Below are 22,964 nucleotides of genomic sequence, written 5' to 3'. Positions count from 1 at the left end.
TGCTCGCCGAGTTCGCCGGGCCGCACCGAAAACACCGAAAACATCAGGTAGCGGATCGTCGCGTTGAGAGCGTCGTAGTCTAGGCGTGCCATGGCACCTATCGTGCCACTTGAGCGCTTGGCCCTGCTCGAGGCCTCACCAGGCCTCGAAGGCGCTGGCAACCGCGCGACCGGCCGCCGCGACACACGCCGGCACACCGATGCCGTCCAGATAGCTGCCGGCCACGGCCACGGTCGACGGTAGCCCGGCGCGCAGCTCGGCGACCACATCCGCATGGCCGGGCCCATACTGCGGCATCGCTTCGATCCAGCGCTGCACGCGAAAGTCGACCGGTGTTGCGGCCACGCCGAACACCGTAGCCAGGTCGTCGAGCGCCCAGGCACGCAACTCGTCGTCGGATGCGCGCTCGGCCAGGTCGTCACCGAATCGCCCAAACGACAACCGCAGCAACTGCACGTCACCATCGGCGCCCCACTTGCGCGACGACAGGGTGATCGCCTTGGCGTGCAGCGGCTCGCCGCTAGCCACCAGCACACCAGAACACTGCGGCAACGCAGTATCCGCCGGCAAGGCAAGCGCCACCACCGCCGACGAAGCACTCACGATCCGGCTCGCCGCCGCCGCGGTGTGCGGCGCGATACCCCCCACCAGGCACGCCAGCCGCGCGGCCGGGATCGCCAAAATCACCGCGTCGGCGTGCCAGCAGGCGCCGGTTTCGTCGCGCAGCTCCCAGCGCTCGTCGCGTCGGTTGAGTTCCTGCACCGCGGCGCGTACCCAGTTCAGCCGGCTGCGGGTAACCAACTCGTCCACCAGTACCTGGTAGCCGCCCGCAATCGCACCGAATACTGGCCCGTCGCCGGCCGGCAACAACACCTGCCGAACCGCGGCGGTCAGGCTGGTGGCGCCGCAGTCGAGGGCTTCGGCCACACTGGGCGCGGCCGCGCGCAGCCCGATCGTCGCCGCCGAGCCCGCATACACCCCACACAGCAGCGGATCCACCGAGCGAACCACCGTCTGCACGCCGAATCGATCGGCCACCAGCTCCGCCACCGTGGGATCGCTGCCCGGCTGCCAGCGCAACGGGCGCCCAGATTCGGCCTCGATCATTGCAATCGTGGCCGCGTCGACCAGACCGATCAGTGACGTCGCCGACGACGGGATGCCCATTACCGTGCCGGTTGGCAACGGGCGCAACTCGTGCTGGCTGTAGATCACCGGACGCACGCCGGTGGTGCTGCGTTGCCGCGACGACAGGCCGAGCTCGGCCAGCAGCGCGGGGATCTCGGGCCGGCGCTGCACGAACGCTTCGGCGCCCAGATCCATCGGCTGACCGCCGACGCGCTCGGTGCGCAAGATTCCGCCGAGCCGGTCGGCGGGATCCAATACCGTAATGGTCGCATCGTCACCAGCTGCCGCCCGTATTCGATAGGCCGCGGTCAACCCTGAAATCCCGCCTCCGACAACACAGTACGATCGAGTCATAGCGAGTGGACCAGCGAAACCAGGTCGGTCAGCACGCCAGGATCGGTGTCCGGCAGCACTCCGTGTCCGAGGTTGAAGACGTGTCCGGTCGCACCCGCGTCGACGGCGCGGCGTCCGTCGTCGACGACGGCCCGTGCGGCACGCTCCACCACCGGCCAGCCCGCCAGCACCACCACCGGGTCAAGGTTGCCCTGTAGCGCCGTACCGGGTCGCACCCTGGCGGCGGCATCGACCAATGCGGTCCGCCAGTCCACGCCGATGACGGTTGCCCCGGCCTCGGACATTGCGCCCAGCAGCTCGGCGGTGCCCACACCGAAATGCGTCATCGGTACGCCATGCTCGGCCAGCGCGCTGAAGATCCGCGCGCTGTGCGGCTGCACGTACTGGCGGTAATCAGCCAGCGACAGGGCTCCCGCCCACGAGTCGAAAATTTGGATCGCGTCGACTCCGGCGTCGAGCTGCACCCGCAGGAAGCCGACGGTGATGTCGGTCAGCTTTTCCATCAGCGCATGCCAGCTGTTGGGGTCGGCCGACATCATTGCCTTGGTGCGGGCGTGGTGGCGGCTCGGACCACCTTCGATCAGGTAGGACGCCAGGGTGAACGGCGCGCCGGCGAACCCGATCAGCGGGACGTCGCCGAGCGCGGCCACCAGTAATGTCACCGCGTCCGACACCGGCTGGACCCGTCGCAGCTCGAGGGGTCCAAGCGCACCGACATCAGTCGCGGCGCGCACCGGGGAGGCGATGACCGGCCCGACATTGGGCACGATGTCCAGGTCGACGCCCGCGCCCAGCAGGGGCACCACGATGTCGGAGAACAGTATCGCCGCGTCGACGTCGTGGCGGCGCACCGGTTGCAGGGTGATCTCGCACACCAGCTCGGGATCAAAGCAGGCCGCCAGCATGTTGTGCTGGGCTCGTAGCGCGCGGTATTCCGGCAGCGAGCGGCCGGCCTGGCGCATGAACCACACCGGTACTCGGGTGGGTTTGCGGCCGGCCACCGCGGCCAGATAGGGCGCGTGCGAAAGCTCGCGACGGGTACTCATTGGCCTCAATGCTGCCATGATCGAAGGACACGGCGCGCCAGCGCTCCGCGCCACGGGCTATCGGTTACCACCCAAGAGCTGCGTACCATCGACCCGGCAACCGTTGAACCCCAGGAGCGCCGATGCCACGTAGCTACCAGGACTTCCCCAGCCTGCGCTGTGAACCCAACGACAACGGCGTGCTGAACCTGGTGCTCGACTCCCCCGGGCTGAACGCGGTGGGACCGCAGCTGCACCGCGACCTTGCCGACATCTGGCCGGTGATCGATCGCGACCCGGCCGTGCGTGTGGTGCTGGTCCGCGGGGAAGGCGCCGCATTTTCCTCCGGCGGCAGCTTCGACCTGATCGACGAAACGATAGGTGACTACGAGGGCCGACTCCGCATCATGCGCGAGGCCCGCGACCTGGTGCTCAACTTGATCAATATGGACAAGCCGGTGGTGTCGGCGATTCGCGGTCCGGCTGTGGGCGCGGGTCTGGTGGTGGCGTTGCTCGCTGACATCTCCGTCGCGGGCCGGACCGCGAAGATCATCGACGGCCACACCCGGCTCGGCGTCGCTGCTGGAGATCATGCCGCGATCTGCTGGCCGCTGCTGGTTGGCATGGCCAAGGCCAAGTACTACCTGCTGACCTGCGAGACGCTGCTGGGCGAGGAAGCCGAGCGCATCGGCCTGGTCTCGACCTGCGTCGACGACGACGAAGTGCTGCCGACCGCAATCCGCCTTGCCGACACGCTGGCGCAGGGCGCGCAGCACGCGATCCAATGGACCAAGCGCAGCCTGAACCACTGGTACCGGATGTTCGGCCCCACCTTCGAAACGTCGCTCGGCCTGGAATTCCTCGGATTCAGTGGCCCCGACGTGCGGGAAGGCCTGGCAGCCCATCGCGAGAAGCGCCCGGCGCGCTTCGGCAGCGCCCCCGCCAGCGAAACGTGATCGGCGCGCCTGTTCACGGGGGTTGGGCGATAGGTCTACCGTCGAGTTTTGTGACCCGCGCCGACGATAGAGAGCGCAGCGAAGAGGAGCGGCGCTCGTGACCTCTGCCGAGCCGACCCCGTTCCGCCAGGCGGTAGCGGCCATGAATGCTGTCACCGTGCGCCCGGAGATCGAGCTCGGACCCATTCGCCCGCCGCAACGCCTGGCACCATACAGCTACGCGCTGGGAGCCGAGGTCAAGTATCCCGAACTCGAAATAGTCCCGGAGCGATCCGAAGGCGACGCGTTCGGTCGACTGATCCTGCTGTACGATCCCGAGGGCGCCGACGCCTGGGACGGCACCATTCGGCTGGTCGCCTACGTCCAAGCGGACCTGGACTCGCACGAGGCAATCGACCCACTGCTGCCGGAGGTGGCGTGGAGTTGGCTGGTCGAGGCGCTCGAGTCGCGCACCGAACGGGTGACGGCGTTGGGCGGCACAGTCACCGCTACCACGTCGGTGCGCTACGGCGACATCTCCGGACCGCCGCGCGCCCACCAGCTCGAGCTGCGAGCGTCGTGGACCGCGGCCACCCCCGAGGTAAGCAGTCACGTCGAGGCGTTCTGCGAAGTGCTCGAGCACGCCGCCGGCCTGCCGCCGTCGGGCGTCGTGGACCTGGGCTCGCGGTCACGCGCCTGAAATGTTCGACCCGGAGCCCTATCCGCCCGGCACGGAATCCGAACCGACGCCGCTACTGAACCCCGCGAGCGGGATACCGGACCTCGCGGTGACAGCTGGCCAGATTGAGGCGGCAGCAAAGCTGCTAGACCGCGGCAGCGGACCCTTTGCCGTAGACGCCGAGCGGGCGTCGGGATTTCGCTACTCCAATCGGGCGTATCTGATCCAGATCCGCCGGGCCGGTGCCGGCACCGTACTCATCGACCCGGCAAGCCACGACCACGATCCGGTGACCGCGCTGCGGCCGGTCGCCGAGGTGCTGAGCACCGACGAGTGGATCCTGCATTCCGCCGATCAGGATCTGCCGTGTTTGGCCGAGGTCGGCATGCACCCGCCGTCGCTCTACGACACCGAGCTCGCCGGGCGCCTGGCCGGTTTCGACCGGGTCAACCTGGCGACCATGGTCGAGCGGCTATTGGGATTCGGGCTGGCCAAAGGGCACGGCGCCGCCGATTGGTCCAAGCGGCCGTTGCCTTCGGCCTGGCTCAACTACGCCGCGCTGGATGTGGAGCTGCTTATCGAACTGCGCGAGGCGATCTCGCAAGTGCTGGCGGAGCAAGGTAAAACCGACTGGGCTGCAGAGGAATTCGAGTTTCTTCGGACGCTCGAGTCGCGGTGGGTGCCGGCGTCGGCCCGCCCGGATCGGTGGCGCCGCACCTCCGGGATCCATAAAGTGCGCGACCGGCGAGGCCTGGCAGCGGTTCGCGAGCTGTGGACCGCGCGCGACGGAATCGGCCAGCGGCGCGACATCGCGCCCCGGCGGATTCTGCCGGACTCGGCCATCATCGAAGCGGCCATCGCCGACCCACGCTCGGTTGCGGACCTCGTCGCCTTGCCGGTGTTCGGCGGGCGCAACCAGCGCCGCAATGCAGCGATATGGTTGGCGGCGCTGCAAGCGGCCCGAGAAAACCCGACACCGCCCGAGTTGACCGAGTCGGCCACTGGTCCCCCGCTTCCCGCGCGATGGAGCAGGCGAAAGCCCGAGGCGGCGGCACGGCTGGAGGCGGTCCGGGCGGCGCTCGCCGAGCTGTCACAGCGGGTCGGGGTGCCGACGGAGAATGTGGTGTCGCCCGAGCTGGTGCGGCGGTTGTGCTGGGAATGGGTGGATACCGAAGACCCGATCAGGGCAGTCGACGAATTCTTGCGTGCCGGCCAGGCGCGGGCGTGGCAGCGCGAATTGGTGGTCCCGATTCTAGCCGCGGCGGTGACTGGGGCCGAAGCGGGACCGCCGACCGACAACCGCTAGTCGAGGTGCTCCGTCATCTCGGCTTCGGAAACGCTAGCTCCCAGCGCGGCGACCCAGCCGGTGATCCGGCGGGCCACGTCCTGGTCAGTCAATCCGCAATCAGCCAATACCTCGTCCCGCGACGCGTGATCAAAGAACCGCTGCGGCAGCCCGACGTCGCGGCAGGGCACGTCGATCGCGGCGCGACGCATGGCGGCCGACACCGCCGACCCCACACCACCGTTGACGCCGTTATCTTCCAACGTGACCAGCACCTTGTGCTGCGCCGCCAGTTCACACACACCCTCGGATACTGGCAACACCCAGCGCGGGTCGATCACCGTCACCCCGATGCCCTGATTGTGTAGTCGCTTGGCCACAGCCAACGCCATCGAGGCGAATGCACCGACAGCCACCAGCAGCACGTCGTGATTCAGGCCATCGGCGGGAACCGCGAGAACATCGAGGCCCGCTCGCTGCTCCAAAGCTGGAATATCTTCGCCCACATCGCCTTTGGGGAATCGCAGCACCGTCGGGCCGTCTTTGACGTCGAGCGCCTCACCCAGTTCCTCACGCAGCCGGCTGGCGTCTCTGGGTGCAGCCACCCGAATGCCCGGCACGATGTTGAGCATCGACAAATCCCACATGCCGTTGTGGCTGGCGCCATCCGAACCGGTGATCCCAGCTCGGTCCAGCACCATGGTGACCGGCAGCTTGTGCAGCGCCACGTCCATCATGACTTGGTCGAACGCCCGGTTCAGAAACGTCGAATAGATCGCCACAACCGGGTGCATCCCGCCCATCGCCAGCCCGGCTGCCGAGGTGATCGCATGTTGTTCGGCGATGCCAACGTCGAACAGCCGGTCCGGAAAGCGCTGCCCGAACGCAGTGAGCCCAGTGGGCCCCGGCATGGCCGCGGTGATGGCGACAATGTCGCGGCGCTTGTGGCCGTAGCCGATCAGTGCGTCGGAAAAGGTGGTCGTCCAGCCCGGGCCTGACACCTTGGTGGCCTGCCCGGTGAGCGGGTCTATCGGGACCGTGGAGTGCATCTGCTCGGCCTGGTCGGCTTCGGCCGGGGCGTAACCCATGCCCTTGCGGGTGACCACATGCACGATCACCGGGCCGCCGAAGCCGCGGGCACTGCGCAACGCGACCTCCACCGCGCGTTCGTCGTGGCCGTCGACCGGGCCGACGTACTTGAGCCCAAGGTTGGTGAACAGCAACTGCGGGGACAGGGAGTCCTTGACGCCGGCCTTGACGCTGTGCAGGAAGTGGTAGCAGACCTCGCCGACCAGCGGCACGGCACGCACTACGTCGCGGCCCTTTTCCAGCATCTGCTCATAGCCGGGCTGCAACCGCAGCTTAGCCAGATGATCGGCGACGCCCCCGATCGTTGGCGCGTAGCTGCGCCCGTTGTCGTTGACGACGATAATTACCGGCCGGTGCGAGGCGGCGATATTGTTCAGCGCTTCCCAGCACATGCCCCCGGTGAGCGCGCCGTCGCCGACCACCGCGACCACATGCCGATTGCGGTGCCCGGTCAACTCGAATGCCTTGGCCAGACCGTCGGCATAGGACAGCGCGGCGCTGGCGTGGCTGGATTCCACCCAGTCGTGTTCGCTTTCGGCACGGGAAGGATAGCCGGACAGGCCGCCCTTTTTTCGCAGGCTTTCGAAATCGTGGGCGCGTCCGGTCAACATCTTGTGCACGTACGCCTGGTGGCCGGTATCGAAAATGATCGGATCGTGCGGTGAATCGAACACCCGATGCAGCGCCAGCGACAGCTCGACGACCCCAAGATTGGGTCCGAGGTGTCCCCCGGTGGCGGCAACCTTGTGGATCAGGAAATCGCGGATTTCTTCGGCCAGCTCGCGTAGCTGAACCTGGGAAAGGTGCTGCAGATCGGCGGGTCCACGAATCTGTTGCAGCATCCCGCCAGTGTACGCAGCCAACGCCCATCGAGCCCCCCGTTAGCGAGCTTGATACCGTCAGTGACCGGTGAGCCGGGAAGCCTGGTCGGCGGCTAGCTGTAAGTGCGACGCGAAAGAAGACCATGGCCACAACTGAGCTGCCGATAACCGCACCAGCGACGTATCGTCGCACTATGCGTGCCGAGGACATCGCAGAAGATTTTCCGGTCGTCGACATCAATTCGAACGCGCTGGATGCTGCGCGCATGCTCGCTGAGCATCGCCTGCCTGGGCTGTTGGTCACCAAGCCGTCCGGAAAACCGTACGCGGTGCTGCCGGCCTCTCAGGTGGTGCGATTCATTGTGCCCCGCTACGTTCAGGACGATCCTTCGCTGGCCGGCGTGCTCAACGAATCGATGGCTGACCGCTGTGCCGACAAGTTGAGCGGCAAGACGGTGCGCGACGTGTTGCCCGACCACCTGGTCGACGTTCCCCCAGTCAATGCCGACGACACCATCATCGAGGTGGCAGCGATTATGGCCCGGCTACACAGCCCGTTACTCGCGGTGGTCAAAGACGGCAGGTTGCACGGGGTGATCACGGCATCGCGCCTGCTAGCGGCGGCGCTGAAGCGTTGATCGTACTGGACCCCGCGACCAACGACCTGCAGGCAACTATCCGATGAGTGTGTTCGCGCTCGCGATATTCGTGGCCGCCTACGCGCTAATTGCCAGCGAGCGTGTGAACAAGACGCTGGTCGCGCTCACGGGGGCAGCGCTCGTGGTGGCGCTGCCGATCATCAATTCCGAGGACGTCTTCTATTCCCATGAGACCGGGATCGATTGGGACGTCATCTTTTTGCTGCTCGGCATGATGATCATCGTCAGCGTGCTGCGCCAGACCGGTGTGTTCGAATACGTCGCTATCTGGGCGGCCAAGCGGGCCCGCGGCTCGCCGCTGCGCATCATGATCCTGCTGGTCCTGGTCACCGCGATCGCGTCGGCCTTGCTCGACAACGTCACCACGGTGTTGCTGATCGCCCCGGTGACGTTGCTGGTATGCGACCGGCTGGCGATCAACGCGGCACCTTTCCTGATGGCCGAGGCGTTCGCGTCGAATATCGGCGGTACCGCGACGTTGGTCGGCGACCCCCCCAACATCGTCATCGCGAGCAGGGGCGGCCTGTCGTTCAACGACTTTCTGATCCATTTGACCCCAATCGTGATGATCGTGATCGCCGTGTTTGTGCTGGTCTTGCCGCGCCTTTTTCCCGGCGCATTTGCCGTCGATCCCGCGCGGGTCAACGACGTCATGTCGCTGGAAGAAAAGGAGGCCATCCGCGATCACGGGCTGCTGATCAAGTGTGGAGTCGTCCTGGTAGCGGTGTTCGCGGCTTTCGTGGCGAACTCGGCGATACACGTCAAGCCCTCTATGGTGGCGCTCATCGGCGCCGGCATCCTGGTCGTCCTATCCCAATTGGAGCATTCCGATTACCTGTCCAGCGTCGAGTGGGACACCCTGCTGTTCTTTGCCGGCCTGTTCATCATGGTCGGAGCCTTGGTGAAGACCGGTGTCGTCAAACAGATGGCGCAGTTGGCGGTGACCGCTACCCGCGGTGACACGCTGTTGGCGACGATGGTGATTCTGGTCGCCTCGTTGGTGATCAGCGGGATCGTCAACAACGTCCCTTATGCCGCGACGATGACTCCGATCGTGGCAGAGCTGGTCCCGGCGCTGATCGATCGGGGCAACCCGGACGTGTTGTGGTGGGCGCTGGCGCTGGGCACCGACTTCGGCGGCAATCTCACCGCCATCGGAGCCAGCGCCAACGTCGTTATCCTGGGCATCGCCAAGCGAGCCGACACTCCCATTTCGTTTTGGGAGTTCACCCGCAAGGGCATTGTGGTCACGACGATGTCGCTGGCCATGGCGGCGCTCTACCTGTGGGTGCGCTACTTCGTCTTGGCTTGACCGGATCGCAGCAGGAGCCAGGGAGGGCAGCCGATGAGTGTCATCGCCATCACGGTGTTCGTGGTCGCCTATGCGCTGATCGCCAGCGACCGGATCAGCAAGACCTTGGTGGCGCTGGCCGGTGCGGGCATCATGCTCGCCCTGCGGATCGTCGGCTCGCACGATGCGTTCTACTCGGCCGATACCGGAATCGACTGGGATGTCATCTTTTTGCTGGTCGGCATGATGATCATCGTCGGCGTGCTGCGCCAGACCGGCATCTTCGAATACGTCGCGATCTGGGCGGTCAAACGCGCCAATGCCTCGCCACGACGGATCATGATCCTGCTTGTGCTGGTCATGGCGTTCGGGTCAGCGATGCTGGACAACGTCACCACGGTGTTGTTGATTGCGCCTGTGACGTTGCTGGTGTGTGACCGGCTAGCAATCAACGCGGCGCCCTTCTTGATGGCCGAGGTCTTTGCCTCCAACATCGGCGGTGCGGCGACCTTGGTTGGCGACCCGCCCAATATCATCATCGCCAGCCGAGCGGGATTGTCGTTCAACGACTTTCTGGTTCACATGACGCCGATCGTGCTGATCGTGCTCGCCGTCTTCGTCGCCCTGTTACCGCTGCTGTTCAAGTCCGTCACGGTCGACGCCGATCGCATCGCCGATGTGATGTCACTGGACGAGCGCGAAGCGATCCGCGATACCCGGCTGCTCATCAAGTGCGGTGTCGTACTGCTGCTGGTGTTCGTGGCCTTCGTCGCCCATCCGGTGCTGCATATCCAGCCGTCCGTGGTGGCGCTGCTGGGAGCCGGCATCCTGATCGCGATCTCGGGACTGGGGCGCTCAGATTACCTGTCCAGCGTCGAATGGGACACCCTGCTGTTCTTCGCGGGGTTGTTCATCATGATTGGGGCTCTGGTGAAAACCGGCGTCGTTGACAAGATGGCCCGGGGAGCAACCGAGTTGACCGGCGGCAATGAAGTACTCACCGTATTCTTGATCCTCGGCGTATCAGCGCCGGTGTCCGGCATCATCGACAACATTCCCTACGTCGCCACGATGACACCGATCGTCACCGAACTGGTCGCGGGCATGCCGGGTCAAGTGGACTCCGACGTGCTGTGGTGGGCGCTGGCTTTGGGCGCCGACTTCGGCGGTAACTTGACCGCTGTCGGGGCCAGCGCCAACGTCGTGATGCTGGGAATCGCCCGGCGTGCGGGCACTCCCATCTCGTTCTGGGAGTTTACTCGCAAAGGCATTGTGGTGACTGCGGTTTCGATTTCGCTATCGGCGGTCTACCTGTGGCTGCGCTACTTCATGTTCGGTTAGGCCGCGAAGGCCACGTACTTGGCGTGGAAGCGGCGAAACAGCGCCCCGGCACTGGCTAGGTTATAAGCCGTACCCGCAATGAGATACGGCCACCACGTTCCGTGATCGCTTGCCACCCAGAACGCCTTGGCGGCCCAGTACGGCGGAAGCACCCCGAATGCGACGCTCCAGGCAGAAGGGATGAACCACGGCACGCAGGGCAAGCCCGCGATCAGCATACCCAAAGCGCGAACAGCGGCCAAACCCTGAATCTTGTTGTTCGCCAAGGTGACAATGAGTAGCAATGTGACCACCGCCGATAGACCTGACAGCAGTCCGATCGGGATCAGCGACGGCACCAAGCCCGGCTCGAGTATGCCACTAAACGACATTGTCGCCACGACGTAGCCGGTAGTGATCACCAGGACGGTAGCTGCGCGATAGGCGAAGAAAGTCGACAACGGCACCGGGGTGACCCGCAGCACAGTCAGGGTGCCGGCGTCAACCTCATCCAGGATGAGGAACGCAGCCAGGCCGCCGACGATGATGATACTGGTCAACAGCAGAAATCCGGTCAATATCAACGGGTAGTAAGGAATCAAGTCGAAGCCATTGCGGCGGGCCAACATCGCGGTCGCCCGTGGAGTCAACAGCGCCACGGCGCTAGTCCAGATGACCGGCGCGACAACGATCATGACCAGTAACGGATCACGGTAGGTACCACGAAGGTCGTTGCGTCCGAAGCAGACCAGTGCCCGCGTGATATTACTCTTCATCATCCGCCAGCCTTCACGACGTAGCGGGTGAACATCAGATCAGCCGCCCGAAATAACGTCGCCACCCACACCGTGGGGTACAACACCGCGTAGCCGATCTGCCACGGCGCCAGGCTCAGCTGGTCGAAGGCCGCGCCGAGTAACAGTAACGGTCCTTGGGTAGGCAGCAGATACAGCATCGGGTTCGGCCACAGACCGGAGTAGTTCAGCAGCGGAAGGTTCATCACGGCCAGCGGAATGGTGGCCGTCAGAAACCAGTCGCTGATCGAGCTGAACGGCAACGAGCTGATGAAGCCGACCAGCAACATCAACACCGTCCCCAGTCCCACCCCGGCCAGCATCGGCGCCGCATGATAGGAAAACCCATCGGCGATGGTGGCCACCGTTACCGCCACGGCGAGCGAGATCATCAGCAGCACAGCCAGCTTAGCGGCCAGGTACTCACTGAACCGCAGCGGGCTGGCAATCACCGCGCTCAGCGTGCGCTCCTGTTTTTCGAAGAACACCGCACCGGCCACGAAGAAGAATCCGATGATGGTGATGTCGCCGGAAAGCACATACGGCTCGGCGACTGCACGCAGGTGGGCCGGCATCGGTAGCAGCACCGCCAGCCAGATCAATCCGGAGAATATCGCCGCGTGCAGGAATCGCTGCCGGGCTTGCAGCGTCAGCTCCAGCCGCAGCGCGGCTATCAGGCGGATCATGACAACCGCCGGCCGGTGATATCGACGAAGACGTCGTCGAGGCTGGCTTCCCTGCTGTGGATGGTTTCCACGTGGTGACTGCGTAGCACCTCATGAAACCCCGGGTCATCCGCCAAGGTGTCCATCGGAAATTCGGCAGCGCGCAAGCCGCCGTCGCCGCCGCGGTATTCGACCCTGACCAAACGCCGGCTGCGAGCGATCTTCAGTTCGGCGGGCCGGTCCAACGCGACGATCTTCCCGTCGACGACGAAAGCCACTCGGTCACATAGCTCGTCGGCGGTCGCCATGTCGTGCGTGGTGAGAAATACCGTGCGGCCGCGTGCTTTCAAATCCCGGATCATGCCCTTGATGGTGCGGGCGTTGACCGGATCCAGACCCGAAGTCGGTTCGTCGAGGAACAGCAATTCGGGATCGTTGAGCAGCGACCTGGCGAATGTCAGTCGCATTTGCATGCCTTTGGAGTACTTACCCGCCCGGGTGTGGGCGTCGTCGGCCAGACCGACGGCATCCAGCAGCTGCATCGGGTCCAGGGTTGGTTGTGCATACAGTGAAGCGAAGAAACCCAGATTCTCCAACCCGGTCAGCTTCTGATAATGATTGGGCAGCTCGAACGACACGCCGATGCGCTCGTAGTAGTCGGATCCCCAGGCTGCCGGTTCTTTTCCCCACACCGTAACCTCGCCGCCGTGACCGCCCAGCAGGCCGATGAGAATCCGCTGCGTCGTCGACTTACCCGCACCGCTGGGACCGAGGAAACCAAAAATTTCCCCGCGGCCCACGGTGAAATCCATGCCGTTCACCGCCGGCGCCGGCGCTTTGGGATAGGTGAAGGTGAGTTCTTGGACCCGGACTACTTCGCCCGTCGGGTCCGATACTGCCAGCTCGAGGTCGTCCATGCGCCCTTCCGTCCACCGTGTGAATAACGGTTACCGTGTTCCGACCAGACTTCCCGGAGCGCCGTCGCCAGCATACTGAAGACCCCGGCCGCACCGGGGTGCAGCGAGACTGCGGTGGTGGTGCCGAACCCGTGCCCACCGTGCGCCGAGGCCCGGGGCGGCCTCGGTAGGGGGGCGCTGGGCGCTAGCGGGTCAACAGCGCAACGCACTCCACGTGATGAGTCAAGGGGAAGGCATCGAACACCTTGATCTTCTCAATGGCATAGCCCTGAGCGATGTACAGACCGATATCACGTCCGAAAGATGCTGCCTCACAACCGATATGCACAATCCGGGGCACCCCGGCGGCGGCCAGCAGGTTGATCACATCGCGCCCGGCGCCGGTCCGCGGCGGATCCAACACTGCTATGTCGGCGCCGGCCGGTTGCCGCTGCAGCGCCCGGCGCACCGAGTCATTGATCACAGCTACCTGCGGCAGATCAGCCAGCGCCCCTTGGGCGGCTCGCGATGCGGTACGCGCGCTGTCGACGGTCAACACCTGTCCGGACTCTCCCACCGCCTCACCCAGTGCCGCGGCGAAAACGCCGGCACCACCGTAGAGATCCCAGGCCGTCATCTCGGCAGTAGCCTGAGCCCAATCCGCGACCAGGTTGCTGTACACGCCTGCCGCATCGCGATGAGCCTGCCAGAAGGCCGTCACCGGCAACCGCCAGCTGCGTGCGCCGACCCGCTGCGTTGCGCGATAATCACCCTCGACCGCGCTGATGGTGATTCGCCGACCGTGACGCACGGTGAGCAGCACGTGGCGCCGGCCATCGTCGTCGAGCACCACATGCACCTGGCCACCCGGAGGCCAGGCGCGTCCCGAATTCAGGCCGTCGAGCATTCCGGTGGGTAACTGCCCACACCGCAGATCGGTCACCAAAGCGTGGCTGTGGTAGCGGTGAAAGCCGACCTGGCAGTGTGGTCCCACCGCGAGCCGAACGCGGGTACGCCAGCCCGTCGGGCCGGCGTCCGACACCGGTTCCATCAGGCCGAGCCAGTTGTACCCACCGAGCCGCTGCAGCTGCTCGGCCACCACCTGCGCCTTGAAAGCCCGCGCCGCTTCCAGGTTAGCGAACGCCAGATCGCAACAACCAGCGCCATGCACTCCGGCGATCGGGCACTGTGACTCGATCCGGCCGGGAGAGGGGTCGATCACATCGACAACCTCTGCATGCCAATAAGATTGGCGCTGCGCCACGATCCTTGCCCGGACTCGTTCCCCGGGCAAGGCATGGCGCACGAAAATCACCCGGCCGTCGTAACGTGCCACGCAGCTGCCACCGTTTGCCGGGGCACCGGTGACCAATGTCAGCTCGGGCGCGTCGTGCAACGTCAATCGAAAATGCCTCGCCGCGCATCGCCGGGAGCAACATGCGGTTGCAGCGTCTTGACTCGCTCCGACGAAGTCAGTTGCCAGGGAACCGAAGTCACCATCACCCCGGGCATGAACAGCAGCCGGCCCTTAAGCCGTAGCGCACTTTGATTGTGCAACAACTGCTCCCACCAACGGCCCACCACGTACTCCGGGATGAACACCGTCACCACAGTGCGTTGCGACTCCTTGCTGAGCCGCTTGACATAGTCAAGTACCGGACGCGTGATTTCACGGTACGGCGAAGCGATCACTTTGAGCGGCACGCTGATATCGCTTTCCTCCCACTGGTGCACCAGATCACGCGTTTCGGCATCGTCGACGCTAACCGTGACAGCCTCGAGTACGTCGGGTCGGGTCGCTCGCGCATAGGCCAGGGCGCGCAGGGTAGGCAGATGCAACTTCGACACCAGGACCACCGCGTGATTGCGGCTGGGCAGGACAATTTCATTGCCCTGAGCCGCGGCCTGTTCGGCCAGTTCTCGATTGACCGTGTCGTAGTGACGACGGATCAGCCTCATCATCATGAACAGTGCACCCATGGCGACAATCGCGATCCAGGCCCCCGCAAGGAATTTCGTGACCAAGACGATGAGCAGGACGGCGCCGGTGGACAGCAAGCCGACAGCGTTGACCACCCGTGAGCGGATCATCTTGCTGCGCGCCGCAGGATCGGTCTCAGTGCGCAACAGCCGGGTCCAATGTCGCACCATCCCGATCTGGCTCAGCGTGAAGGAAATGAACACGCCGACGATGTAAAGCTGAATCAACGCGGTCAGTTCGGCGCGGAATGCCACCACCGCCGCGATCGCCGACGCCGACAGGAACAGGATGCCGTTGGAGAAAGCGAGCCGGTCACCGCGGGTGTGCAGCTGGCGCGGCAGGTAGCTGTGCTGCGCCAACACGGAACCAAGCACTGGGAAGCCGTTGAACGCGGTGTTGGCGGCCAACACCAGGATCAGCGCCGTGACCGCTGCGATGAGCAAAAATCCAATGTGGAAGCCGCCGAACACGGTCTGGGCCAGCTGAGCCACCAGCGTCTTCTGTTGGTAGCCCGGCGGGGCGCCGGTCAACTGGGTGTCGGGGTCGTCAACAAGTTGGACCTTGGTCTCGACGGCCAGTGCGACCATACCCATCAGTAAGGTCACCGCGATGGTCCCCAACAGCAGCAATGTCGTCGCAGCGTTGCGGGACTTCGGCTTCTGAAAGGCCGGTACTCCATTGCTGATCGCCTCCACACCGGTCAGCGCCGCACAGCCCGAGGAGAACGAGCGAGCCACCAGGAACGCCAGCGCGATACCGACGACCTTGCCGTGTTCGGCATGCATGACAAACCCCGCGGATTCGGCCCGCAGCGGGTTGCCCAGCACGTAAATCCGAAACAAACCCCACGCGAGCATCGCGCCGATCCCAACGATGAACGCGTAGGTCGGGATGGCGAATGCCAGCCCGGATTCTCGAACGCCGCGTAGGTTCATCGCCGTGACTAGCACGATGGCGCTCACTGCAAAAAGCACTTTGTGCTCGTACACGAACGGGATCGCGGAACCGATGTTGGACATCGCCGACGCTATGGAAACCGCCACGGTGAGGACGTAATCCACCATCAACGCGCTGGCGACGACGAGGCCCGCGGTGTCGCCCAAATTGGTGCTGACCACTTCGTAGTCCCCGCCACCGGAGGGATAGGCGTGCACATTCTGCCGGTAACTGGATACCACCACCAGCAACACCGCAGCCACCGCCAGCGCTATCCACGGTGCCATCGAGTAGGCTGCGAGGCCGGCCACCGAGAGCATCAGGAAGATCTCCTCGGGGGCATAGGCCACCGACGACATTGCATCCGAGGCGAACACCGGCAAGGCGATCCGCTTGGGCAGTAGCGTGTGACTCAGCCGGTCGCTGCGAAACGGCCGGCCGATCAGCAACCTGCGGGCGGCGGTGGAAAGTTTGGACACGAGAGCCAAGGGTAAGCCCCGACGGCTTGGACGGTAGCGTTCCCTAGGCGAGAATTTTCCGCACCGCAATCGGACGGCCACCGTGGTTGCCGATTGGGTAGGACGCGCAGGATATGGCCCGAGAGGACGTCAAGTGCGAGTGGTAGTGATGGGGTGCGGCCGGGTGGGTTCATCGGTGGCCGACGCGCTGTCCCGAATCGGCCACGATGTCGCGGTCATCGACCGCGACAGCACCGCCTTCAACCGGCTCAGCCCCGAGTTCGCCGGCGAGCGAGTGCTGGGCCAGGGATTCGACCGGGATGTGCTGCTACGTGCAGGTATTGAGGAGGCAGACGCGTTCGCCGCGGTGTCCTCCGGAGACAACTCCAACATCATTTCGGCCCGGCTGGCCCGCGAAACCTTCGGTGTGCCGCGTGTCGTCGCCCGCATCTACGATGCCAAACGCGCCGAGGTCTACGAACGGCTCGGCATCCCCACGATTGCCACCGTGCCATGGACCACCGATCGGCTGCTCAACGCGCTGCTCCGGGAAACCGAAACCGCCAAGTGGCGCGATCCGACCGGTACCGTCGCCGTCGCCGAGGTCGTCTTGCACGAAGACTGGATTGGGCATCGGGTCACCGAGTTGGAGCAGGCCACCGGCGCCCGGGTGGCGTTCTTAATCCGATTCGGAACCGGCGTGCTGCCCGAGCCGAAGACAATCCTGCAGGCCGGAGACCAGGTCTACGTCGCCGCCATATCCGGGCGGGCGGCCGAGGCCGTGGCCATTGCGGCGCTGCCGCCCAGTGAGGACTTCGAGTCAGGGCAGCGCAAATGAAAGTCGTTGTCGCCGGGGCTGGCGCTGTCGGCCGCTCCGTCACTCGCGAACTTCTCGGGAACGGGCATGACGTCACCCTGATCGAGCGCAGCCGCGACCACCTCGATCCCGACGCCATCCCAACAGCCGATTGGCTACTGGGCGATGCCTGCGAGCTGAGTCTGCTGGAATCGGTGCACCTCGAGGACTTCGATGTCGTCGTCGCCGCTACCGGTGACGACAAGGTCAACGTGGTGCTCAGCCTGCTGGCCAAGACCGAATTCGCGGTGCCGCGGGTGGTGGCCAGGGTCAACGATCCCCGCAACGAATGGCTGTTCACCGACGCCTGGGGTGTCGACGTGGCGGTATCCACACCGCGGATGCTGGCCTCACTGATCGAGGAGGCCGTGGCCGTGGGAGACCTGGTGCGGCTGATGGAATTCCGCAAAGGTCAGGCCAACCTGGTGGAGATCACCCTGCCCGACGACACGCCGTGGGGCGGCAAACCGGTGCGCAAGCTGCAATTGCCGCGGGATGCCGTGCTGGTGACAATCCTGCGCGGGTCACGCGTCATCGTGCCGCAGGCCGACGAACCGCTGGAAGGTGGCGACGAGTTGCTTTTCGTCGCAGTCACCGAGGCCGAGGAAGAGCTCAGCCGGCTGTTACTGCCATCCACCTAACCGGAGTGCGGCCAGGGCGGGCCCAATCGCCGCAACCCCGCCTGCTATGCACACTCAAAGCCGTCAACGCGCAGTGAAACTGCTCGCGACCTAGTCGCGGCCAACCTCGGTATCGATTTCTGTGTTTCCGGCCGTCGCCGCTTCTTCCGGGACCGGCAACGCCCGCTGGGCGGCCTTGATGGCCGCATAGGTCGCCAGCGCCGCCATCGCGGTCAATGGCCAGCCCATCCCGATCCGCGCAACCCCCAACCACCCAGTCTTGTCGGCATCGTAGAGAAGCCGCTGGACGATGAAGCGGGCAGCGAAGACCAGCGTCCAACCCAGCGTGGCGATGTCAAACGCGTAGACCGCCCTGGGCACGTCACGCCAGCCGCGACCACGCCCGCTAGCCCAGTTCCAGAGAACACCGACCGCCGGCCGGCGGATCAGAACCGACAGCGCGAACACCACCGCCCACAGCAGCGACATCCAGATGCCCAGCAGGAAGTAGCCCTTGGACTGACCCACCAGGAAGGCGATCAACGCGCACACCGCAACCCCAAAGAATCCGGAGACCGCCGGCTGCGTGGACTCCCGCCGAATCAGCCGCAGCAGCAGTACGAGTGCGGCCACGCCCAGCGCAGAACCAATCGCGGGCAACAACCCGGCGACACTGGTGACGGCGACGAACATCACCACCGGCAGCGAAGAATAGACCAGACCGCTCACCCCGCCGGCCTGTGCCAGCAAGCGTTCGGCAGTTACGCGATTACCGCTCATACCGGGGCCATGCGCGTCGGACCTAGTGGCGGTCACCGCTGAATTTCGTAGTGCGGGTTGTAGATGGCTTTGCTCCCGTTTTCCAACTTGCCCAACCGCCCGCGCACCCGCAGCGTGCGACCCGAGTCGATGCCAGGGATCTTGCGCTGTCCCAACCACACCAGCGTCACCGTGTCGCTGCCGTCGAACAACTCGGCGCGGACACCACCGACGCAACCCTTGCCATTTGTTTCCACGCTGCGCAACGTGCCCACCATCGTGACCTCCTGGCCACGCTGGCAGTCGATGACGCGCTGCGCTCCGGTATTGAGCACTTCGTCGGACAACTCTTCGACGTCGCGTTGTTCCGGGGCTTCCGTCAACCGACGGGTCAGCCGGCGCAGATAACCTTGGGCCCCCATGGCCTCTCCTGACACTCCAACGTCGTTACGGAAGCTCTAGCATTCCAACTCTGCCAACGGTCACCGTAGACCTGTTGGTTCCCGTACGCCACTGGATGGATGCACCGACGTCGGTGTACCCGCACCGACCGGGCACTATCAAGGGATGCCGGTCGAGTTTCGCGGGATCACCACTGTGGTGTTGCCGGGAACCGGTTCCGACGAAGACTACGTCTACCGGGCTTTTTCCGGGCCACTGCAGAGGGTCGGGGCGGCGCTGGTGGCAGCTGCCCCACAGCCGGGGCACCTGATTGACGGCTACCTGGCGGCCCTGGACGACGCCGCATGCACTGGCCCGATCGCCGTTGGTGGTGTCTCGATCGGGGCAGCTGTGGCTGTCACGTGGGCGCTGGCCCATCCCGACCGCACCGTCGCCATCCTGGCCGCGCTGCCGGCCTGGACCGGGGCACCTGGTGCAGCGCCCGCCGCCCATGCGGCTCGCTATACAGCCTCACAGTTACGGCGCGACGGTCTGGCCGCGACGACGACGCAGCTGCGGGCATCCAGTCCACCCTGGTTGGCCGATGAGCTGGCCCGGTCCTGGCGGGTTCAGTGGCCGCAACTACCCGGCGCCATGGAGGAAGCCGCAGCCTTTGTTGCCCCAAGCCGCACTGACCTGCAGCAGCTCAGCGCACCGCTGGGGGTGGCCGCGGCCGTCGATGATCCCATCCACCCGCTGCACGTCGGTGTTGACTGGGCGACCGCCGCTCCGCACGCAGCACTGCGCACAGTCACGCTGGACCAGATCGGCGTAGACCCCGCCGCCCTGGGGGCCGCGTGCCTGGCGGCGCTGGCCGCTATCTAGCGGCCCATCTAGCGGCCAGCGCCGCGTCCTAGCCGCCGGTGGTGCTGCGCAACTGCTGCATCGCCGAGCCCTCGGTACCGCGGCGTGGCTCTGCAGCGCCGGTCTGCTGCTCCGCTTGCGCCTGTCCCCCGCCAGCGGGTGGTTCCCCCAGGGCAGCCGCCTCACGCAGCTGCGCCACCATCGGCTCGGGCAGCTGCACCGGCAATGGGGTCCGTACCGGCAACGGGGTGTCCCCGCGGCGGACCACGGTGTCGGTCAGCGCCTCACGAGCCTCACCGGTGAGCGCGTCAATGGTCTCGGGTGGGCCGTTCGCCACACAGCGGACCATCCACCGGTAACCGTCGACTCCGATGAAGCAGACCACACCCGAGGCGGTGCCGATCACTTCCCGGCCCCATGGGCCGTCCTTGATGGCGACCGCAGCCGAGTCCTTACGCAGCGACTCGGCGAGCTCGCTGGCCACCTCACGCCACAGCCCGGCGGACTTCGGGGCCGCGTAGGCGGCGATGGTGAAGCGCCCGTTCGGAGTGACGACCCAGACCGCGCTGGGAACCCCGTGTTCGGTCAGCTCGACCTGCAGCTGGCCCGCTGCTGGCATGGGAATGAGCACCGAGCCCAAGTCAAGCCGGGCCAGCGCCGCCACCGACGGGTCGTCGAAATCTTCGATGTCGAACGGACCCACCAACTCTGCACCGTCGTCGGCGGCCTGCTCAGCTGCCGTAGGCGCCGCCGCGGCCGGTGGCTCCGGCGTCTCTGGCTCGGGCGTCTCTGGCTCGAGGAAAGTGGCTGCACTGTCCTTCTTGCGTACTCGTTTACCGAATGCCATCGCGAGGGCCGCTCCTCCTCATCGCTTCGCTCTGCATCGTTGCCGGCCTTACAGACTCGCATGACCGCCGGATGAGCCGTGACCACCATTGCCACGGGTTGTCCGGGCCAGCCCGGCCTCGTCGAACGACTCGACTTCAACCAACTCGACCAACTCGACCCGCTGCACCAGCAGCTGGGCGATACGGTCGCCACGACGCACGACGATCGGCGTGGCCGGGTCAAGGTTGATCAACGCGACCTTGATCTCACCACGGTAGCCCGCATCGATGGTGCCGGGACTATTGACGATCGAAAGGCCCACGCGGGAGGCCAAGCCCGACCGGGGATGAACCAGTCCCACCATCCCAAACGGAACGGCGACCGCAACACCCGTTCGCACCAAGGCACGCTGCCCCGGCGCCAGCACAACATCTTCGGCACTATAGAGGTCTAACCCGGCGTCGCCGTCATGAGCGCGGCTGGGCAGCGGAAGCCCGGGATCAAGGCGGACAACAGCCAGACTGGTCGACACGGGGCCACAGACTACTCTTGACTGGATGTCCGGTACGCGCGTCGCGCCGCACAGTGTGCGATATCGCGAACGACTATGGGTGCCCTGGTGGTGGTGGCCGCTGGGCCTCGCTCTGGCGGCGCTGATCGCGTTCGAGGTCAACCTAGGTGTTCGGGCGCTGCCCGACTGGCTCCCGTACGCGACCCTGTTCGCTATCGCGACCGGCGCGCTGTTGTGGCTGGGCCGGGTGGAGATCCGAGTCATTGGCACCGATGCCGGCGTCGAGTTGTGGGCCGGCGCAGCGCATTTGCCCCTCACCGTGGTCTCCCGCTCCGCAGCGATCCCGTGCACGGCGAAGTCCGCTGCGCTGGGCCGCCAACTTGACCCGGCGGCATTCGTGCTCCATCGGGCGTGGGTCGGCCCGATGGTGTTACTAGTCCTCGACGACCCCGAGGACCCGACGCCGTACTGGCTGGTGAGCTGCCGTCACCCCAAGCGGGTGCTGTCGGCACTGCGGAGCTGACCCGTCAGGCCGCGCAGTCGGTACAAATCATCACGCCGTTCTTCTCGCTGGCCAGCCGGCTGCGGTGCTGCACCAGGAAGCAGCTCGAGCAGGTGAACTCGTCCGCCTGCTTCGGGATGACACGCACCGACAGCTCTTCACCAGACAAGTCGGCACCCGGCAGCTCGAACGACTCGGCGGACTCGGACTCGTCCACGTCGACCACGGCCGACGCCGCCTCGTTACGTCGCGCTTTGAGCTCCTCCAGCGAATCCTCCGACACATCGTCGGCCTCGCCGCGCCGTGGAGCGTCATAGTCGGTAGGCATTTTTCCGTCCCCTCGCATGCCCGCATCTGTTCAAGCAACGCTTTGTACCAGCGTCGAACGCATCCACCAAATGATTCGTGCCCGTATCCCGCTCGATTCAACTGTGATTTACATCACACCCAGGGATCCGCCATGGTGATCCGTCCACAACGGCGCCCTTGGCGAGCGGATTAGAGTGCACATGTGGTCGCACAAATCACCGAGGGTACCGCCTTCGACAAGCACGGTCGGCCATTTCGGCGTCGCAATTCCCGGCCCGCCTTGGTGGTGGTGACCCTGCTGGTGGTGGTGACCGCCGGGGTGTGGACAGTTGCCCTGACACGCCACGCAGACGTCCACGAACCCGCAGCCTGCAACCCGCCGCCGCAACCGGCCGAGTCGACAGCACCTGCCCAGCTCGGTGAGCGAGTGTCGCGGACCGATATGACAGATGTCACGCCCGCTCGACTCAGCGATACCAAGGTGCACGTCCTGAACGCCAGCGGCCGGGGCGGTCAAGCCGCCGATATCGCGGGGGCGTTGCAGGATCTGGGCTTCGCCTCACCGAGTGCCGCCAACGATCCGGTCTATGCCGGTACCCGACTGACCTGCCAGGGTCAGATTCGCTTCGGCACCGCGGGGCAGGCCAGTGCGGCCGCGGTGTGGCTGGTGGCGCCTTGTACTGAGCTGTTTCACGACACCCGCGCCGATGACTCCGTCGACCTCGTCCTCGGCACCGACTTCACCACGCTGGCCCACAATGACGACATCGACGCCGTACTCGGGAGCCTGCGCCCTGGCGCCACCCAGCCCACCGATCCCGCACTCGTTGCAAGAATCCACACCAGCAGCTGCTAACCAATTCAGTCCAGGATCGCTTCGAGGGCGTTGAGTCGCTCGAGCACGGCCAACAGCTCGTCGGCGATACCAGGCGCGGCCGCCAGCACCAACCCGGCGCCGCGGGCATCCGCGGCGGGCAACACCACCCGGGCTCCTGCCTCGGCCGCTATCAGCGCGCCG

General features: G+C 65.5%; 23 protein-coding genes and 3 pseudogenes. 11 read left to right on the top strand and 15 right to left on the bottom strand.

Translation table 11 applies throughout. From position 1 onward, the window contains the following. The 3 genes and pseudogenes from F0Q45_RS29315 to hemE all read right to left on the bottom strand — a co-directional run. Window positions 1-92 (bottom strand): annotated as a pseudogene (locus F0Q45_RS29315) (hydrogen peroxide-dependent heme synthase); the annotation flags it as partial. A gap of 43 nt (window positions 93-135) precedes the next feature. Continuing rightward, window positions 136-1,482 carry a protoporphyrinogen oxidase gene (locus F0Q45_RS14060; protein WP_149654523.1) on the bottom strand — a complete coding sequence of 449 codons (1,347 nt, stop codon included), beginning with the start codon at window positions 1,480-1,482 and terminating at the stop codon, window positions 136-138. Then, complete coding sequence (gene hemE, locus F0Q45_RS14055) at window positions 1,479-2,528, bottom strand: uroporphyrinogen decarboxylase (RefSeq protein ID WP_149654522.1); 1,050 nt, start codon at window positions 2,526-2,528, stop codon at window positions 1,479-1,481. The genes F0Q45_RS14060 and hemE overlap by 4 nt, the downstream gene beginning before the upstream one ends. 122 nt (window positions 2,529-2,650) lie before the next feature. Here hemE and F0Q45_RS14050 point away from each other — a divergent pair, with 122 nt between their 5' ends. From F0Q45_RS14050 to F0Q45_RS14040, 3 genes and pseudogenes are all read left to right on the top strand, one after another. Further along, window positions 2,651-3,463: an enoyl-CoA hydratase/isomerase family protein gene (locus tag F0Q45_RS14050; protein ID WP_149654521.1), complete on the top strand. Its 813-nt coding sequence runs from the start codon at window positions 2,651-2,653 to the stop codon at window positions 3,461-3,463. 50 nt (window positions 3,464-3,513) lie between these two features. Then, window positions 3,514-4,142: pseudogene (locus F0Q45_RS14045) on the top strand (DUF3000 domain-containing protein). A gap of 1 nt (window position 4,143) precedes the next feature. Continuing rightward, window positions 4,144-5,427, top strand: a complete 1,284-nt coding sequence (locus F0Q45_RS14040; protein WP_149654519.1) for an HRDC domain-containing protein — start codon at window positions 4,144-4,146, stop codon at window positions 5,425-5,427. Here the strand turns inward: F0Q45_RS14040 and dxs are convergent. Next, window positions 5,424-7,337 carry a 1-deoxy-D-xylulose-5-phosphate synthase gene (dxs, locus tag F0Q45_RS14035; RefSeq protein ID WP_149654518.1) on the bottom strand — a complete coding sequence of 638 codons (1,914 nt, stop codon included), beginning with the start codon at window positions 7,335-7,337 and terminating at the stop codon, window positions 5,424-5,426. The two genes, F0Q45_RS14040 and dxs, sit on opposite strands and share 4 nt — an antisense overlap. Before the next feature lie 173 nt (window positions 7,338-7,510). On the opposite strand from dxs, the gene F0Q45_RS14030 reads away from it, so the two are divergent. The 3 genes from F0Q45_RS14030 to F0Q45_RS14020 are packed head-to-tail and all read left to right on the top strand — an operon-like array spanning window position 7,511 to window position 10,607. Continuing rightward, entirely contained in the window at window positions 7,511-7,954 is a 444-nt protein-coding gene (locus F0Q45_RS14030; protein WP_149654525.1) for a CBS domain-containing protein, read from the top strand. A gap of 43 nt (window positions 7,955-7,997) precedes the next feature. Continuing rightward, the gene (locus tag F0Q45_RS14025) at window positions 7,998-9,287 is read left to right on the top strand and encodes an ArsB/NhaD family transporter (RefSeq protein WP_149654517.1); all 1,290 of its coding nucleotides are present in this window, start codon (window positions 7,998-8,000) and stop codon (window positions 9,285-9,287) included. 33 nt (window positions 9,288-9,320) lie between these two features. Next, window positions 9,321-10,607 (top strand): ArsB/NhaD family transporter, encoded by a 1,287-nt coding sequence (locus F0Q45_RS14020; RefSeq protein WP_149654516.1) that lies wholly within the window; start codon window positions 9,321-9,323, stop codon window positions 10,605-10,607. On the opposite strand, the gene F0Q45_RS14015 is transcribed toward F0Q45_RS14020, so the two are convergent. The 5 genes from F0Q45_RS14015 to F0Q45_RS13995 all read right to left on the bottom strand — a co-directional run bounded on the left by F0Q45_RS14015 (window position 10,604) and on the right by F0Q45_RS13995 (window position 16,337). Then, the gene (locus F0Q45_RS14015; RefSeq protein ID WP_188112940.1) at window positions 10,604-11,365 is read right to left on the bottom strand and encodes an ABC transporter permease; all 762 of its coding nucleotides are present in this window, start codon (window positions 11,363-11,365) and stop codon (window positions 10,604-10,606) included. The genes F0Q45_RS14020 and F0Q45_RS14015 overlap by 4 nt on opposite strands. Beyond that, a complete protein-coding gene (locus tag F0Q45_RS14010; RefSeq protein WP_149654515.1) occupies window positions 11,362-12,066 on the bottom strand; it encodes a fluoroquinolone export ABC transporter permease subunit in 705 nt (234 codons plus the stop codon). The genes F0Q45_RS14015 and F0Q45_RS14010 overlap by 4 nt, the downstream gene beginning before the upstream one ends. Then, window positions 12,063-12,962: an ABC transporter ATP-binding protein gene (locus tag F0Q45_RS14005; RefSeq protein ID WP_149654514.1), complete on the bottom strand. Its 900-nt coding sequence runs from the start codon at window positions 12,960-12,962 to the stop codon at window positions 12,063-12,065. Before F0Q45_RS14005 ends, F0Q45_RS14010 begins: the two co-directional genes overlap by 4 nt. Window positions 12,963-13,146: 184 nt before the next feature. Continuing rightward, window positions 13,147-14,343: a class I SAM-dependent RNA methyltransferase gene (locus F0Q45_RS14000; RefSeq protein WP_149654513.1), complete on the bottom strand. Its 1,197-nt coding sequence runs from the start codon at window positions 14,341-14,343 to the stop codon at window positions 13,147-13,149. Then, window positions 14,340-16,337, bottom strand: coding sequence for an APC family permease (locus F0Q45_RS13995; protein WP_149654512.1), 1,998 nt, complete (start codon window positions 16,335-16,337; stop codon window positions 14,340-14,342). The genes F0Q45_RS14000 and F0Q45_RS13995 overlap by 4 nt, the downstream gene beginning before the upstream one ends. A 133-nt stretch (window positions 16,338-16,470) precedes the next feature. Between F0Q45_RS13995 and F0Q45_RS13990 the strand changes: the two genes are divergently transcribed. Both F0Q45_RS13990 and F0Q45_RS13985 read left to right on the top strand, forming a co-directional pair. Continuing rightward, complete coding sequence (locus F0Q45_RS13990) at window positions 16,471-17,154, top strand: potassium channel family protein (protein ID WP_149654511.1); 684 nt, start codon at window positions 16,471-16,473, stop codon at window positions 17,152-17,154. Beyond that, on the top strand, window positions 17,151-17,813 hold the full coding sequence (locus F0Q45_RS13985) for a potassium channel family protein (RefSeq protein WP_149654510.1): 663 nt from the start codon (window positions 17,151-17,153) through the stop codon (window positions 17,811-17,813). The genes F0Q45_RS13990 and F0Q45_RS13985 overlap by 4 nt, the downstream gene beginning before the upstream one ends. 90 nt (window positions 17,814-17,903) lie before the next feature. Here F0Q45_RS13985 and F0Q45_RS13980 read toward each other — a convergent pair whose 3' ends face one another. Both F0Q45_RS13980 and F0Q45_RS13975 read right to left on the bottom strand, forming a co-directional pair. Further along, on the bottom strand, window positions 17,904-18,572 hold the full coding sequence (locus F0Q45_RS13980; protein WP_149654509.1) for a DUF3159 domain-containing protein: 669 nt from the start codon (window positions 18,570-18,572) through the stop codon (window positions 17,904-17,906). A 32-nt stretch (window positions 18,573-18,604) separates the two neighbouring features. Further along, window positions 18,605-18,973: an OB-fold nucleic acid binding domain-containing protein gene (locus tag F0Q45_RS13975; RefSeq protein ID WP_149654508.1), complete on the bottom strand. Its 369-nt coding sequence runs from the start codon at window positions 18,971-18,973 to the stop codon at window positions 18,605-18,607. A gap of 145 nt (window positions 18,974-19,118) precedes the next feature. On the opposite strand from F0Q45_RS13975, the gene F0Q45_RS13970 reads away from it, so the two are divergent. Further along, window positions 19,119-19,817 carry an alpha/beta hydrolase gene (locus F0Q45_RS13970; protein ID WP_149654507.1) on the top strand — a complete coding sequence of 233 codons (699 nt, stop codon included), beginning with the start codon at window positions 19,119-19,121 and terminating at the stop codon, window positions 19,815-19,817. A gap of 28 nt (window positions 19,818-19,845) precedes the next feature. Here F0Q45_RS13970 and F0Q45_RS13965 read toward each other — a convergent pair whose 3' ends face one another. Both F0Q45_RS13965 and dut read right to left on the bottom strand, forming a co-directional pair. Continuing rightward, window positions 19,846-20,643, bottom strand: a complete 798-nt coding sequence (locus F0Q45_RS13965; protein ID WP_149654506.1) for a DUF3710 domain-containing protein — start codon at window positions 20,641-20,643, stop codon at window positions 19,846-19,848. Window positions 20,644-20,691: 48 nt separating this feature from the next. Further along, entirely contained in the window at window positions 20,692-21,156 is a 465-nt protein-coding gene (gene dut, locus F0Q45_RS13960) for a dUTP diphosphatase (protein WP_149654505.1), read from the bottom strand. Between the two features lie 25 nt (window positions 21,157-21,181). On the opposite strand from dut, the gene F0Q45_RS13955 reads away from it, so the two are divergent. Beyond that, window positions 21,182-21,658: a DUF3093 domain-containing protein gene (locus F0Q45_RS13955; RefSeq protein ID WP_149654504.1), complete on the top strand. Its 477-nt coding sequence runs from the start codon at window positions 21,182-21,184 to the stop codon at window positions 21,656-21,658. Window positions 21,659-21,662: 4 nt separating this feature from the next. Here the strand turns inward: F0Q45_RS13955 and F0Q45_RS13950 are convergent, their stop codons facing one another. Next, on the bottom strand, window positions 21,663-21,965 hold the full coding sequence (locus tag F0Q45_RS13950) for a DUF4193 domain-containing protein (protein ID WP_149654503.1): 303 nt from the start codon (window positions 21,963-21,965) through the stop codon (window positions 21,663-21,665). Between the two features lie 183 nt (window positions 21,966-22,148). Between F0Q45_RS13950 and cei the strand changes: the two genes are divergently transcribed. After that, on the top strand, window positions 22,149-22,802 hold the full coding sequence (gene cei, locus F0Q45_RS13945) for an envelope integrity protein Cei (RefSeq protein WP_149654502.1): 654 nt from the start codon (window positions 22,149-22,151) through the stop codon (window positions 22,800-22,802). 5 nt (window positions 22,803-22,807) lie between these two features. On the opposite strand, the pseudogene F0Q45_RS13940 reads toward cei, so the two are convergent. Further along, a pseudogene (locus F0Q45_RS13940) lies at window positions 22,808-22,964 on the bottom strand (inositol monophosphatase); the annotation flags it as partial.

This window comes from Mycobacterium simiae (assembly GCF_008370645.1).
Lineage (GTDB): Bacteria > Actinomycetota > Actinomycetes > Mycobacteriales > Mycobacteriaceae > Mycobacterium > Mycobacterium simiae_A.
The sequence above is the reverse complement of the archived record's forward strand: the minus strand, read 5'-3'. Positions and strand labels throughout refer to the sequence as shown.